The 14,430-nt window shown below is 61.1% G+C and carries 13 protein-coding genes; 4 read left to right on the forward strand and 9 right to left on the reverse strand.

Features of this window, described 5'->3' with window-relative positions; all coding sequences use genetic code 11:
- Positions 1–170: 170 nt before the first annotated feature.
- A complete protein-coding gene (locus DW49_RS0110135) occupies positions 171–2,099 on the forward strand; it encodes a RecQ family ATP-dependent DNA helicase (protein ID WP_005621744.1) in 1,929 nt (642 codons plus the stop codon).
- A 58-nt stretch (positions 2,100–2,157) separates the two neighbouring features.
- Here DW49_RS0110135 and DW49_RS0110140 read toward each other — a convergent pair whose 3' ends face one another.
- The 4 genes from DW49_RS0110140 to DW49_RS0110155 form a co-directional block, all read right to left on the reverse strand.
- Positions 2,158–2,622, reverse strand: a complete 465-nt coding sequence (locus DW49_RS0110140; protein WP_005621742.1) for a glycine zipper domain-containing protein — start codon at positions 2,620–2,622, stop codon at positions 2,158–2,160.
- A 208-nt stretch (positions 2,623–2,830) separates the two neighbouring features.
- On the reverse strand, positions 2,831–5,167 hold the full coding sequence (locus tag DW49_RS0110145) for an FdhF/YdeP family oxidoreductase (RefSeq protein WP_005621740.1): 2,337 nt from the start codon (positions 5,165–5,167) through the stop codon (positions 2,831–2,833).
- The gene (gene fdhD / locus DW49_RS0110150; protein WP_005621737.1) at positions 5,164–6,000 is read right to left on the reverse strand and encodes a formate dehydrogenase accessory sulfurtransferase FdhD; all 837 of its coding nucleotides are present in this window, start codon (positions 5,998–6,000) and stop codon (positions 5,164–5,166) included. The genes DW49_RS0110145 and fdhD overlap by 4 nt, the downstream gene beginning before the upstream one ends.
- A gap of 102 nt (positions 6,001–6,102) precedes the next feature.
- Positions 6,103–6,984, reverse strand: a complete 882-nt coding sequence (locus tag DW49_RS0110155; RefSeq protein WP_003380787.1) for a LysR family transcriptional regulator — start codon at positions 6,982–6,984, stop codon at positions 6,103–6,105.
- 151 nt (positions 6,985–7,135) lie between these two features.
- Between DW49_RS0110155 and lysM the strand changes: the two genes are divergently transcribed.
- Complete coding sequence (gene lysM, locus DW49_RS0110160; protein ID WP_005621735.1) at positions 7,136–7,576, forward strand: peptidoglycan-binding protein LysM; 441 nt, start codon at positions 7,136–7,138, stop codon at positions 7,574–7,576.
- Positions 7,577–7,632: 56 nt separating this feature from the next.
- Here the strand turns inward: lysM and yrfG are convergent, their stop codons facing one another.
- Positions 7,633–8,295 carry a GMP/IMP nucleotidase gene (gene yrfG, locus DW49_RS0110165; protein WP_005621733.1) on the reverse strand — a complete coding sequence of 221 codons (663 nt, stop codon included), beginning with the start codon at positions 8,293–8,295 and terminating at the stop codon, positions 7,633–7,635.
- Positions 8,296–8,393: 98 nt separating this feature from the next.
- Between yrfG and nudE the strand changes: the two genes are divergently transcribed.
- Positions 8,394–8,960, forward strand: a complete 567-nt coding sequence (nudE, locus tag DW49_RS0110170; protein ID WP_005621731.1) for an ADP compounds hydrolase NudE — start codon at positions 8,394–8,396, stop codon at positions 8,958–8,960.
- On the forward strand, positions 8,957–9,799 hold the full coding sequence (gene cysQ, locus DW49_RS0110175; RefSeq protein WP_005621729.1) for a 3'(2'),5'-bisphosphate nucleotidase CysQ: 843 nt from the start codon (positions 8,957–8,959) through the stop codon (positions 9,797–9,799). The genes nudE and cysQ overlap by 4 nt, the downstream gene beginning before the upstream one ends.
- A 237-nt stretch (positions 9,800–10,036) precedes the next feature.
- On the opposite strand, the gene DW49_RS0110180 is transcribed toward cysQ, so the two are convergent.
- The 4 genes from DW49_RS0110180 to rfbC all read right to left on the reverse strand — a co-directional run bounded on the left by DW49_RS0110180 (position 10,037) and on the right by rfbC (position 14,406).
- Positions 10,037–10,513: a YiiD C-terminal domain-containing protein gene (locus tag DW49_RS0110180; RefSeq protein ID WP_005621727.1), complete on the reverse strand. Its 477-nt coding sequence runs from the start codon at positions 10,511–10,513 to the stop codon at positions 10,037–10,039.
- On the reverse strand, positions 10,500–11,885 hold the full coding sequence (locus DW49_RS0110185; protein ID WP_005737237.1) for a sigma-54-dependent transcriptional regulator: 1,386 nt from the start codon (positions 11,883–11,885) through the stop codon (positions 10,500–10,502). Before DW49_RS0110185 ends, DW49_RS0110180 begins: the two co-directional genes overlap by 14 nt.
- Positions 11,882–13,690, reverse strand: coding sequence for a sensor histidine kinase (locus DW49_RS0110190; protein WP_032616944.1), 1,809 nt, complete (start codon positions 13,688–13,690; stop codon positions 11,882–11,884). The genes DW49_RS0110185 and DW49_RS0110190 overlap by 4 nt, the downstream gene beginning before the upstream one ends.
- Before the next feature lie 170 nt (positions 13,691–13,860).
- Positions 13,861–14,406 carry a dTDP-4-dehydrorhamnose 3,5-epimerase gene (gene rfbC / locus DW49_RS0110195; RefSeq protein WP_005621718.1) on the reverse strand — a complete coding sequence of 182 codons (546 nt, stop codon included), beginning with the start codon at positions 14,404–14,406 and terminating at the stop codon, positions 13,861–13,863.
- Positions 14,407–14,430: the final 24 nt, after the last annotated feature.

Below are 14,430 nucleotides of genomic sequence, written 5' to 3' on the forward strand. Positions count from 1 at the left end.
AAAGTGGCTGCGCTCGGTGATGCTGCGTTAAAAACAGGCTCGGAATGCTCATTTACAACCCGTAGACTCCGCTTCCTCGCCTGTTTTTGCCTTGCCTGACCTTCGCTCGCCGACTTTTCGTACGGAGCCTAAGGTTGGGGCCGTTTTGATTGGCTATGAAAGGACCGTACATGCACCAGCGTCTCGAGCAGGTTTTTGGTTACACGCAGTTCCGGCCGGGCCAGGAGGCTGCAATCAGTGCCGTGCTGGCCGGGCGCTCGGCTGCGGCGATCTTTCCGACCGGCTCAGGCAAGTCGCTATGTTACCAATTGCCTGCGTTGATGTTGCCGCATTTGACGCTGGTGGTTTCACCATTGCTGGCGCTGATTCAGGATCAGCTTGCCTTTCTGCATCGGCATGGCATTTCAGCGGCGAGCATCGATTCGGCGCAGAGCCGGGATGATGTCGCGGACGTCATGGCCAGGGCGCGTTCCGGCGAGCTGAAAATCCTGATGATCTCGGTCGAACGGCTCAAGAATGAGCGCTTCCGTAACTTCATCGCTCAGGTGCCGATTTCGCTGTTGGTTGTCGATGAAGCGCACTGTATCTCGGAGTGGGGGCACAACTTTCGGCCCGACTACCTCAAACTGCCGGACTACCAGCGTGAATTCAACATCCCTCAAGCCCTGCTGCTGACGGCGACCGCAACGCCGCAGGTCATTATCGACATGCAGGACAAGTTTGCCATCGCCCCGGAAGATGTGATCACCACCGGTTTCTACCGCGCCAATCTGCACCTGTGGGTCGAGCCGGTCAGCGGGCGTGACAAGAGGCGGCGCTTGGTCGAGTGGCTCAATGAGCGGCAGGGGCAGCCGACGATTGTCTACGTGACCCTGCAAAAAACCGCCGAATACATCGCCGCGCACCTTGAACAGAACGGTCTGCCTGCCAGCGCCTACCACGCCGGGCTGCCCAACGATCAGCGCGAGTCCATCCAGAAGCGTTTCATGGGCGGCAGCCTCAATTGTATCGTGGCAACCATCGCGTTCGGGATGGGCATCGACAAGAGCGACATTCGCAACGTGGTGCATTTCGACCTGCCCAAATCCATCGAGAACTACAGCCAGGAAATCGGGCGGGCAGGGCGCGACGGTGCCGCTTCCGATTGCCTGGTACTGGCCAATCGCGACAGCCTCAACGTGCTGGAAAACTTTGTGTACGGCGACACGCCAGAGCGCGAGGGGATTGCGCGTGTGCTGGAAGACCTGCTCGGCGCGCGCAACGACGGTCAATGGGAGTTTCTGCTCGGGCCGCTGGGCGATCTTGGCAACATTCGCCAACTGCCGCTGAAAACATTGCTGGTGCAACTTGAGCTGCGCGGGCTCATCGCGTCACGTTATTCCTACTTCGCCGAGTACCGTTTCAAGTTCATGCTCCAGCCGCACGACCTGATGGCACGCTTTGAAGGCGAGCGGCGTGAGTTCGTCCAGGCGCTGATCGACACCTCCAGCCGGGCGCGGACCTGGGCGACGGTCAATTTCGACGCCATGTACCAGCAATACGGTGCTGAACGTGGGCGGGTGGTCAAGGCGCTGGACTACTTTCAGGAAAAGGGCTGGATCGAGCTTGAAAGCAAACAGACGACCGAGGTGTACAGCCTGCTGCGCAGCGATTTTGACCCGCAGGCCTTGAGCACTGAGCTGCACGACTACTTTGCCCACCACGAGGCCACGGAAGTCGCGCGCATTCATGCAATGCTTGAAGTGTTCTCCAGCGATCGGTGCCTGACTCATCGGCTGGCACGCTACTTCGGCGATGACAACGCGCCCGCGCAATGCGGCCATTGCTCGGTCTGCCACGGCCAGATCGCCCACCTGCCCGAACCGCCCGAGCTTGAGCCGCTGCAGAGCCGGGACTTTCAGCAGCTGTGTGGCGAGTTTATCCACAAGCATCGGGACTACACCGGCCAGCCACCCAGCGCCGAATGCCTGACCCGTTTTTTGTGCGGCATCAGCGTACCGCTGTTCACCAAACTCAAAGCCCGCGCCACCAGCGGTTTTGCCTTGCTGGAGGACTATCCGTATGCGCAGGTCAGGGCGTGGGTGCAGGGGATGCTCTGAACGAAAACCGGCCGCTCGAAAGCGGCCGGTTTTGATACCTCAGTCGATAGCGATCAGATCAATCGCGACCGTGACGGCGATGTCCGTAGTGCTTGTTGCGTTTGCCATGACCACGGTACTCACGGCGATCATCACGGTCGCCGCGATAGCGACGATCATCGCTACGGCTTTCGTTGCCCATGTAGTTACCCAGTGCGGCGCCACCGCCGCCACCGACTGCTGAACCAACCAGGCTCCCGGTGTTGCCGCCAACGCTGCGGCCCAACACGTTACCGCCCGCTGCGCCCAGGCCACCGCCAATGGCGGCTTCTGTGCGGTTGCGACGGTCTGCACCGACCGCACCGCCCGCTGCGCCACCTACGCCTGCGCCAATCGCAGAACCGGTGCTGCCGCCGATCTGCTGACCGACGACCGAGCCGAGTACCCCACCCAATGCTCCGCCTACGCCTGACTCAAGGTTGCCTGCCGAGGCGGCGCCGCTGATCAAGGTAAGAGACAACAACAGTATCGAGGAATACTTCATGTATGGAATCTCATAGGGATGACGGCGGGATCTTGATGTCAAGTGAAGAACGTAGCAATGTAAATCCGACGAGTAACACGATTGCAGCACAACTTGCTAAGTTATTGTTTTAGCTAAGGAACTTAAGTCGGGAAAGGCAGTCTCAGGTTACTTGTGAAAGGCCCGTTTCGAGAGAGACGGGCCTTTTTTATGGGCGTTTTTTACCGGTTTAGATAATCCGCGCCGACTCGGCCGAACGCTCAAGGCGAATGGCCACGAACTTGGATGTTGGCGTGCTGCTGCCAGCGCCGACGCTTTCCAGTGGCACCAGCGGGTTGACCTCCGGGTAGTAAGCCGCAGCCTGGCCCGCCGGAATATCGAACGGCAACAGCGTGAAGCCTTTGACGCGACGCTCGCGGTTGTCGCTCCAGATCGAGATCAAGTCAGCTTTCTGACCTGGCTGGAAGCCAAGACGAATGATGTCCGCTTCGTTGACGAACAGCACGTCACGCTGACCTTTCACGCCGCGATAACGGTCATCCAGGCCATAAATGGTGGTGTTGTACTGATCGTGGGAGCGCATCGACTGCATGATCAAGTCTGGTATCTGCCCGGTCGAACTGATGTCCTCATGAATCAGGCTCAGCGGCAGCGCATTGGACTTGAAGTTGGCGCGAGTCGAGGCCGTGTTCCAGCGACGGGAACCGGCTGCGTTACCCAGGTAGAAGCCGCCTGGGTTCTTGACGCGCTCATTGAAGTCCTTGAAGCCTGGAATGGTGTCGGCGATCAGGTCGCGAATACGGTCGTAGTCTTCAACCAGCCACAGCCAGTCCACAGGCGTTTTGCCCAGTGTGGCATTGGCAATGCCGGCAATGATCGCTGGCTCCGAACGCATCTGCTTCGACGACGGCTGCAACTGGCCGTTGGACGCATGCACCATGCTGAACGAGTCTTCTACGGTGACCGCTTGCGGGCCGTTGGCCTGAATGTCGATGTCGGTGCGACCGAAGCACGGCAGAATCAACGCGTCTTTGCCGTGGAACAGGTGGCTACGGTTGAGTTTGGTGCTGATCTGTACCGTCAGATCGCAACTGCTCAGCGCCTCTGCAGTGCGATGGCTGTCCGGCGTCGCCTGGGCGAAGTTGCCACCCAGCGCGATAAACACCTTGGCGCGGCCTTCGGCCATGGCATGAATGGCTTCGACCACGTTGTGGCCATTGTCGCGCGGCACTTTGAACTGGAAGCGTTTTTCCAGTGCATCCAGGAAGAACACTGGTGGGCGCTCGTTGATGCCCATGGTGCGGTCGCCCTGCACGTTACTGTGGCCACGGACCGGGCAAAGGCCCGCACCCGGACGGCCAATGTTGCCGCGCAGCAGCATCAGGTTGGCGATTTCCTGAATGGTCGCGACCGAGTGGCGGTGCTGGGTAATACCCATCGCCCAGCACATGATGACGTTCTTGCCCTTGGCGTACATGCGCGCCGATTGCTCGATGTCAGCCAGGGTCAGGCCGGACTGCTCGACAATCCCGTCCCAGGACGTGTCATCGATGGCCGCCAGGTATTCGAGAACGCCTTCGGTGTGTTCATTGAGGAACGCGTGATCAAAAACCGACGGTTCATTGGCCAGCTGTGCATCACGCTCCCACTGCAGCAGGAACTTGGCCATACCGCGCAACAGCGCCATGTCGCCGCCCAGCGCAGGTCGGAAGTAGGCCGTGTTGGTCGGACGGTCACCATTGGTGAGCATCTCGACCGGGTGTTGCGGATGTTGGAAACGCTCAAGCCCACGCTCTTTCAGCGGGTTGACGCACACCACCTGCGCGCCACGCTGTACCGCTTCACGCAGCGGCTCAAGCATGCGCGGGTGGTTGGTGCCGGGGTTCTGGCCGAGGACGAAAATGGCGTCGGCGTGTTCGAAATCTTCAAAGGTCACGGTGCCTTTGCCCACGCCGACACTTTGTGACAACGCAACGCCGCTGGCCTCGTGGCACATGTTCGAGCAGTCCGGGAAGTTGTTGGTCCCGTAGGCGCGCACAAACAGTTGATACAGGTACGCCGCTTCGTTGCTCGCACGACCCGAGGTGTAGAACTCGGCCATGTTCGGGCTGGGCAGGTTCTTCAGGTGCTTGGCGATCAGCGCAAACGCGCCGTCCCAACTGATGGGTTTGTAACGGTCGGTTTCTGCGTCGTAAGCCATCGGCTCGGTCAGACGGCCCTGATACTCAAGCCAGTAATCGCTCTGTTCCAGCAGCGCGCTGACGCTGTAGCGTGCGAAGAAACCCGCATCGACGCGGCGTTTGGTGGCTTCCCAGTTGACCGCCTTGGCACCGTTCTCGCAGAACTTGACCATGCCGCTTTCCGGCGAGTCGCCCCACGCGCAGCCTGGGCAATCGAAGCCGCCGTTCTGATTGGTCTTGAGCATCATGCGCAGGTTCTTCAGCGCGTTGTCGCTGCCCAGCCAGGCCTGCGTCACGCTGATCAGTGCGCCCCAGCCGCCCGCCGCACCTTTGTAGGGCTTATAGCGGGGTGTAGGTGTCTTGTCGGCTTGATGATGAGTGCTCACGCTTGAATCTCCATCGCAGGGCTATAAACCCGCGGCGCACTGTGCTGCGGCAGGTGGATTAAATTGAGGTTGTGACGGCGAGCCCATTGCAGGGCAAGTCCGGTGGGCGAGGACAGACTGACCAAGGTCTGAATGCCGGCGCGCAATACTTTCTGAATCAGTTCCAGGCTGCAGCGGCTGGTCACAATCGCAACGCCGCCGGTCACGGGAATGTCCTGGCGGATAAGCGCGCCGATCAGCTTGTCCAGCGCGTTGTGGCGGCCGATGTCTTCGCGGCCCAGCAGCAACCGACCGGTGTTGTCCATGAACACTGCGGCATGCACCGCGCCACAGTGGCGGCCAAGCGGCTGGAATTCGCCGATGCGTTGGCGCAGGCCTTCCAGCCATTCAATCGGCGGCAGAGGTGCGCCGGGCAATACATTCAATTCCGGCAGCGCCTGCTCGACCGCTTCGACGCCGCACAACCCGCAGCCGCTGGTGCCGGCCAGTTGTCGCCGCTGCTGTTTTAGGTCCCAGAAGGCCCGGCTGGCGATTTCGACCTCAGCCTGCATCGCCGAACCACAGCCACTGAGCTTGAAATCGTAGATTTCATCGCGCGAGGCAATGATGCCGCTGCCCAGGCTGAAACCGACGATAAAGTCTTCAAGATCGGTCGGGCTGACCAGCATGACCGCCTGGCTGATGCCGTTGTAGGCAATGGCCAGTGCCACTTCTTCGGCAAGCGCGTTGCGTGCACAATCCTGCCCCTCGAGATTCGAGTAGCTGTAATTCTGGCTTGCTTCGGGGGCTGGCGCGGAAACGGGCACCGAGCTGACCTTGCGCGTGACGTGCATGGGCTGAGATACCGGCAGATTGACATCTACAGGTTAGGCGTCTTCCCGGGTATCGTCTAATCGCTAGTGCTGATGTGTCGATAGATGACGTCGATCAGCGTTTCATCGCGGGATCTCGGCCACCAGCGCAAAGCAGGCTTCGGCCAGTGCTGAGCGCGGTGCGCTGCGGCGCATGATCAAGCCCAGCCGGGCCAATGTGCGGGCGTCGGCAATCGGGTGCAGGTGCAAATGTTCGGTAAGCGTTTCCAGGCCGCCGTCCAGCGGCATGATCGCGCAACAAAAACCGCCATGAACAGCCTGCAGTAACTGATGAACGGCATCGGTCTGGATCAGCGGATTGGGTTGCAAGCCGCGACTGTGGAAGTTGTGATCGATCGATTGGCGAAAATGCATGCCGCTGGTCAGTGTGCCCAGCGGCAATTCGACCAGATCCGCCCAGCTCAACGGCGCGTCACCAAACGTGAAGTGCCGACGGTCATACAGTAGCCCCATGCGCGTTTCGTCCAGGGTCAACGAGTCAAAGCGCTCGTTGTCCAGGCGTTCCAGGTACGAGACGCCCAGATCGATGCGGTTGCTCGCCAGTTGCTCCAGAACCTGTTCGGAACTGAGTGACGACAGCTCAAAGCGCAGGTTGGGGTGCAACTGATGCAGGCGATGCAGCAATGGCAACGGATCGAAACTCGACATGGGCACCACGCCCAGACGCAGCGTACCGACCAGATGCCCCCGGCAGGCAGCGGCTTCAGCCTGCAAGCCGTCGTAGGCAGCCAGCACAGTGCGTGCCCAGGCCAGTACGCGTTCGCCCGGCGCGGTGAAGCCTTCAAAACGCTGGCCCCGGTTGACCAGCGGCAAGCCAAGCTCTTCTTCCAGATTGCGCAGGCGCATCGACAAGGTCGGCTGAGTGATGTTGCAGCGCGCAGCCGCCTGACCAAAGTGCCTTGTTTCATCAAGGGCGATCAGAAATTTAAGTTGCTTGATGTCCATGTGCACTCCGGTAGGCCGTCCAGGCAGCCGATTCTACGCTTTCAGGCTGAACGATGGTCGAGCAACGTTGGTCGGAAGCCTGCAGCCCTTGACTTATAAGGGCTACAGTTATAGCGACATTCCTTGAACCACACTATGGGAGATCTAGAGAATGGGCCTGATCAGTTTTATCAAAGAAACCGGCGATAAAATTCTGCACGCACTGACGCCAGACCATGCGAACGCAGACGAAGTATTGAAAAAGCATATTTCCGAGGTGGGTCTGGGCAATCCCAATGTGCAGACCGAAGTCAACGGCGGCACTGTCATCGTCAAAGGCCAGGTCGCCAATCAGGAGGAAAGGGAAAAGATTGTCGTGACGCTGGGCAATATTCATGGCGTGGATAAAGTCGACGACCAAATGACTGTTGCGGGCGGCGAGACTGCCGAGTCCGAATACGTCGAAGTGAAGTCGGGCGACACCCTCAGCGCTATTTCCACGCGCGTGTACGGCGATGCCAATCAGTACCAGAAAATCTTTGAAGCCAACAAGCCGATGCTCAAGGACGTAAACAGGATCTATCCGGGTCAGAAGCTTCGCATTCCGAAGTAATCAGAGACGTGATCTGAAGAACGTGCCCGCCGTTTTAAAAGGGGCACGTATCAGGGTTACAAACCCTTGATCAACTCACGGTAGTCGCCCACGGCGGCAAACTCTTCGGTGTCTTTCGGGCCTTTCTGGCTGTTGGGCTGGCTGACGGCCAACAAGTGAGCGACGCCGAAGTGGCGCGCGCTGCGCAGGATCGGCAGGGTGTCGTCGATGAACAGGCTGCGCGCCGGATCAAACGCGATTTCGGCCTGCAAAGCGTCCCAGAAATGCTGGCTCTCCTTGGGGAAGCCGTAATCGTGGGAACTGATCAGGCGCTCGAAATAAGGTGCCAGCTCGATGCGCTCCATCTTCAGCGACAACGAGTCGCGGTGCGCATTGGTGATCATGATCACCCGCTTGCCGGCTTGCTTGATGGCCGCCAGAAAGGTTTCGGCGTCCGGGCGTAGCGCAATCATGTGCGCAATTTCCCGTTTCAGGTCGCGAACTGACAGTTTAAGCTCGGTGCTCCAGAAATCCAGGCAGTACCAGTTCAGCGTGCCTGCATTGTTTTCAAACAGCGGCTTCAATTCCAGCCAGGCCATCGCGAAACTGATGCCGTGAAGTTCGGCATAGCGCTGCGGCAGGTGTTGCATCCAGAAGTGTTCGTCGTAATGCAGGTCGAGCAACGTGCCGTCCATATCCAGCAGGACGGTATCGATTTCGCTCCAGGGCATGGAAAGCATTCTGGCCTCGTCAGGGGGTTGGTGTCGGGTCAAGCATATCCGACACAGACATCGGGAAAAGCTCGGTATAGTACCTCGTTCATGTAAAGGAGCCTGTCATGCGTCAGAAACCTACCGTACTTGCCCGCGCAATTGTCGCCAGCAGTCGTCTGTTCCGCGTTGAAGAGCTGCAATTGCGCTTTGCCAACGGCGTCGAGCGGACCTATGAGCGTCTGGCCAGCCGAGGCACGGGCCCCGGTGCCGTGATGATCGTGGCCATGCTCGATGCCGACCACGCGGTATTGATCGAAGAATATTGCGGCGGCACCGATGCCTACGAGCTGTCCTTGCCCAAGGGCCTGATCGAGCCGGGCGAAGACGTGCTTGAGGCCGCCAACCGCGAGCTCAAGGAAGAAGCCGGTTTTGGGGCGCACACTCTGGAATTGCTGACCGAACTGTCACTCTCTCCCGGTTACATGAGCCAGAAGATTCAGGTGGTATTGGCCACCGACCTTTACGAGGAGCGGCTGGAGGGCGACGAGCCCGAGCCGATTCGGGTTGACCGGATCAACCTGCGCGAGCTGTCGAGTCTGGCGCAGAATGCCCAGTTCAGCGAAGGCCGTGCACTTGCCGCGCTGTACCTCACCCGTGACCTGCTGACCCAGCGTGGACTGTTCCAGCCATGACCGATGCCTTGCAAAACCTGCCACACCCACTGCTCGCCCCGGTAATAGAGCTGGCACGACTGGCGGGGGAAGTGATCCTGCCGTTCTGGCGCGCCAACGTCACGGTGACCACCAAGACGGATGATTCGCCAGTGACCGCCGCCGATCTGGCCGCGCACCAGGTACTGGTCGAAGGCTTGCAGGCGCTCGATCCCGGTATTCATGTGCTCTCTGAAGAAGACGCCGACATCCCGCTCAGCGAGCGTGCGAGCTGGGAGCGCTGGTGGCTGGTCGACCCGCTGGACGGTACCAAGGAGTTCATTTCGGGGAGTGAAGAGTTCACCGTCAACGTTGCGCTGATCGAGCATGGTCGGGTGGTGTTCGGTGTGGTGTCGATGCCGACCAATAACCGCTGCTACTTCGGCGGTGCAGGGCTGGGTGCGTGGCGCAGCGATGATACCGATCACGTCGAGCCGATTGCCGTGCGCAATCAGCCGGGTGCAGGGCAAACCTTCACCGTGGTCGCCAGCCGTCGCCACACCAGCCCGGAGCAGGAACACCTGCTGGCCGGTCTGGCGAACGGGCTAGGGCCTTTGCAACTGACCAATATCGGCAGTTCGCTGAAATTCTGCCTGCTGGCCGAAGGCGCTGCCGATTGCTACCCAAGGCTTGCCCCGACCTCGCAATGGGACACCGCTGCGTCGCAAGGCGTACTCGAGGGCGCGGGTGGCGCGGTCCTGCAACTGGACGGCCAGCCGTTCAGCTACCCGGCACGCGAATCGCTGCTCAACCCGTTCTTCCTGGCCCTGCCCGCCAACGCCGCCTGGCGCGACAAACTGCTGGTATTGGCACAGTCCTGAAGGCGGGCTTCAAGGCTTCTGCCCGGCGGGCGTAGGAGCGAACTTGTTCGCGATGGGCTGCGAAGCGGCCCTGAAACCGGTCACCTTGGCTGTGTCTGGCACACCGAGGCGGCCGAGTTTACTGCCGGTTCCCGGCAGTTCGCGGACAAGTCCGCTCCCACACAAGCGAAGCGTCGCCCGGTTCGCACACAGGCCTACTTACAACGCTGAGACCAGTGAATCCACTGCGCACAAGCTTCACCGATGCAACACAAACTGCCCGACAAACCGCACGGCCTGTTCGTCACTGTCCTGCGCGGTAATGCAGGTGTGCAAGGTCAGGCGCGCGCGGCCTCGGCGTTGGTAGGTGGTGAGGAATTTTTCCCACTGCGCGACCTCCGGCGTATCGCAGCGAGCAATCGCGTCGCTGCGCACCGGCAGCGGATAACTGATCTGTCCGTCCTGAATCACGATATGCCCATCGGTGATGCCCACTTCGTGCAGCCTCAGGTGTAACCAGCCCCAGCCGGCCAGCACTGCGCCGCAGTACAGGCTGCCGCCGAACAGCGTGCTCTTGTGGTTGACGTTGGGGGCCAGCGGCACATGCAGGCGCAGCGTGTGCTTGTGCCAGTCGATCACGCGCATGCCCATGTCGCGGGTCAGCGGAATGTCGCGGTGCAGCACCCGCTCCAGTTCGCGGGCCGCCAGGTCATCCTTGGGCTCAATCGTTGTCATCGGACGCTCCACCGCTGTCGCCAAACGTCAGGCCGTGTTTGCGCAGTTTGTCGTGCAGGGTTTTGCGCGGCACACCCAGCGCTTCGGCCAGGCTGCGCACCGAGCTGTGTGGGCGAGCCAGCTCGGCGGCGATCAAGGCCCGCTCGAAACTTTCCACCTGATCACTCAACCCCCCGCCCGGCGGTGGCGCCTGCTCGGCGTCGCCGCCTTCCAGCTCCAGTTCCAGGCCCAGCGCAAAACGTTCGGCGGCGTTTTGCAGTTCGCGCACATTGCCCGGCCAGTTATGGCGCAACAACAGCGCCCGCTGGCCCGGCTTGAGTTCGTGCTGGGGAATACCGTGACGCATGCTGGCCGCGTCGGCGTAATACTCGAACAGCATCAGCGCATCTTCGCCACGCTCGCGCAATGGCGGGATACGCAGCGAGGCCACGTTCAGCCGGTAATACAAGTCAGCCCGGAAACGGCCCTGATCCGCCGCCTGGCGCAGGTCTTCCTTGGTGGCGGCGATGATGCGGATATCCAGCGGGATCTGCTGATTGCTGCCCATCCGCTCCACCACGCGCTCTTGCAACAGGCGCAGCAGCTTGACCTGCACGTCCATACTCATGCTTTCGATTTCATCGAGGAACAGCGTGCCGCCATTGGCAAACTCGAACTTACCGATGCGCCGCTTCTGCGCGCCGGTAAACGCACCGGGCTCATGACCGAACAGCTCGCTTTCGACTACCGATTCGGCCAGCGCCCCGGCGTTGATCGCCACGAACGGGCCGTTGCGGCGGTTGGACAGATCATGCAGGGCACGGGCGACGACTTCTTTGCCCGCACCGGTTTCGCCCAGAATCAACACATCGGCGCGCGTTCCGGCCAGGGCGCCGATTTGTTCGCGCAGACGCAATATCGACGGCGACTGGCCGATCAGCCGGGTGCTCAATTGCTGGCGATCGCTCAAGGCCAGACGCAGGCTGCGGTTATCCAGCACCAGACGACGCAGCGCCAGAGCCCGGCGCACGCTGTCGAGCATGGCGTCGCTGGCAAAGGGTTTTTCCAGAAAGTCATAAGCCCCCGCGCGCATTGCTTTCACCGCCAGCGGCACGTCTCCGTGACCGGTGATCAGCAGCACCGGCAGGTCGGGGTCTTGCTCGTGCAATTGGTCGAGCAGTTCCAGGCCATCCATGCCCTGCATACGAATATCGCTGACCACCACGCCCGGCCAGTCGCGGCCTATGCGTTCGGCAAGGCCCGAGGCCTCGGGCAGCGACAAAACGTTCAGACCGGCCAGGTCCAGCGTCTGGCGCAAGGCCTGGCGCAGGTGCGAATCGTCGTCGATCAGCACCACTTGAATCTGGCTGTCGATGGCTGTTTCCGAACTCATGCGGAAAGGTCCTCTGGCGGTTGAAGATTGGCCCCGGAAGCGCCGGCACGCAGGCGCAGGGTCAGCACTGCGCCGCCGCTCGGGTGGTTGGCGAACAGTAACTCGCCGCCCAGCGCGCGCATCAGCGTGTCGCAGATCGCCAGCCCAAGCCCAAGGCCCTGGGTGCGGGTCTTGGTGGTGAAGAATGGCTCGCGGGCCCGCGCCAGTGCTTCCTGAGAAAAGCCGGGGCCGTTGTCACGAATGTACAGGTTGACGCCCTCGGCGGTTTGCTCGGCACTTATCCACAGCCTGCGCGGCGGGCCTTTTTCGGTGAGGGCGTCCAGCGCGTTGGCCAGCAGATTGCCGAGCACCTGACGCAGACGCGTCTCACCGGCCTGCACCCACAGCGTCGCGTCGGGCAGGTCACGGATCAGTTCGACTTCCATGGCGCGACGGCGCTTGGTCAGCAATGCCAGCGCGTCATCCAGCGCCGGTTGCAGCGCGACACTTTCAGGCGCGTGACGGTCGCGGCGGGCGAAGGCGCGCAAATGCGCGATGATCGAGGCCATGCGCCCGGTCAGCTCGCTGATCAGCTTGAGGTTGCCGCGCGCCTCTTCGGTACGCTGATGATCGAGCAGCACTTCGGCGTTCTCCGCATAACTGCGGATCGCGGCCAACGGCTGATTCAATTCGTGGCTGATGCTCGCCGACATGGTACCCAGCGCGGTCAGTTTGCTGGTCTGGACCAGTTCGTCCTGAGCCTGCACCAGTTCCTGCTGCGCCTGTTCACGCTCCAGCACTTCCTGACGCAGTCGGCTGTTGAGGCCTTCAAGGTCGCTGGTGCGCTCGATCACGCGCATTTCCAGCTCGCGCCGCGCCTTGGCCTCGAAGGCGATGCGGTCCAGGTAGTGACGACGACGCTGCATCATCAAGCCCAGCAGCAGCATCAATACCAGCAGCGCCGCGCCGCCAATCGCCACCACCGTGCGCACCTGACGATCAACCAGTGCGCGGGGCGCCAGGATATTCACGTTCCAGCCGGTCTCCTCGATAGCCTGGGTCTGGGTCAGCCAGGCGTGCTCATCAATCTTCAACGGGCGCGGATCGCGGGTTGGGTAGGACTGGATCGCCACGATGGCCTTTTTCTCGTCATCGGTCAGGTCGCGGGTCGCCCGAAACCGCCATTCCGGGTTGGAGGTGAGAATCACCACGCCACTCTGATCGGTCAGTAACAGTTGCTCGGGGGTCTTGCCCCACAGGGTTTCGGTGTGGTCCAGATCGACCTTGACCACCAGCACGCCGATCACCCGCTCGCCATCGCGTACCGGCCCGGCGAAGAAGTAGCCCCGCTTGGCCGAGGTGGTGCCCAAGCCGAAGAAACGCCCGGTTCTGCCCGCCAGCGCATCGATGAAGTAAGGACGAAACGAGAAGTTGCGGCCAATGAAGCTGTCTTTCTGCTGCGAATTTGACGCCGCCAGGGTCAGGCCGTTGGCGTCCATCAGGTACATGACGTCGGCACCGGTCTGGCGCGTTATGTCGCTGAGCAGGCGATTGGCGTTTTTCAGCGTCTCGCTGTCATGCGGTGCAACCAGTGCGCCGCGCAAGGCAGGCAGGTCGCCGAGAATCTGCGGCAGGGTTTCGTAGCGGTGCAGGGTGCCGAGCAGGTTGGCGACGTACAGGTCCAGAGTCTGGCGATTCTGATTGGCCAATACGCTGCGGTAATAACGCTCGGCCAGATGCTCCAGCGGCCACAGTAACGGCGCCAGGCACAGCGCCAGCAGGGCAAGGCTGCGCCAGCGTGGGCGGGGCGGCAGAGCGGGAGTCATGGTCATCGATTGGCCGTCGCCGAGTGATTGACGATGCCTGCCGGCGAGAAGGCCGGTGCAGGCAACAGAAACACCCGGTCGATCCTGACGTGGGCATCAGGCGCGTATTATGCCCGCCGCCGACGTGTCAGGCACCCCGACATTGCGCCACGGTGCCTGCGGTCATCGGCTCAGGAAAACAGATCGGCCTCTTTCAGGCTTTTGCCTTGCTGATCCTTGGCTGACAGGCTGGGCTCACCGTCGAACTGCCAGTCGATCGCCAGGTCCGGGTCGTTCCAGGCGATACAGCGCTCGGCCGAAGGCGTGTAGTAGTCGGTGGTCTTGTAAAGGAACTCGGCATGCTCGCTGAGCACCACGAAACCATGCGCAAAACCTTCCGGAACCCACAACTGACGGGCGTTTTCAGCGGACAGCTCGACGCCTACCCACTGCCCGAAGTTCGGCGAACTGCGGCGGATGTCCACCGCCACATCCAGCACTTTGCCGACAGTGACGCGCACCAGCTTACCCTGTGCGTTTTCGATCTGATAATGCAGGCCGCGCAGCACGCCTCGTTGCGAGCGCGAGTGGTTGTCCTGCACAAACTGCCGGGTCAGGCCAGTGGCTTGCTGAAAAGCCCTGGCGTTGAAGCTTTCATAGAAGAAGCCTCGTTCATCACCGAATACCTTGGGTTCCAGAATCAGGACTTCCGGCAATTGTGTGGCTACTACGTTCACGTGACTTCCCCTGCAATCTTCAAT

This window comes from Pseudomonas avellanae BPIC 631, assembly GCF_000444135.1.
GTDB classification, from domain to species: Bacteria; Pseudomonadota; Gammaproteobacteria; order Pseudomonadales; family Pseudomonadaceae; genus Aquipseudomonas; species Aquipseudomonas avellanae.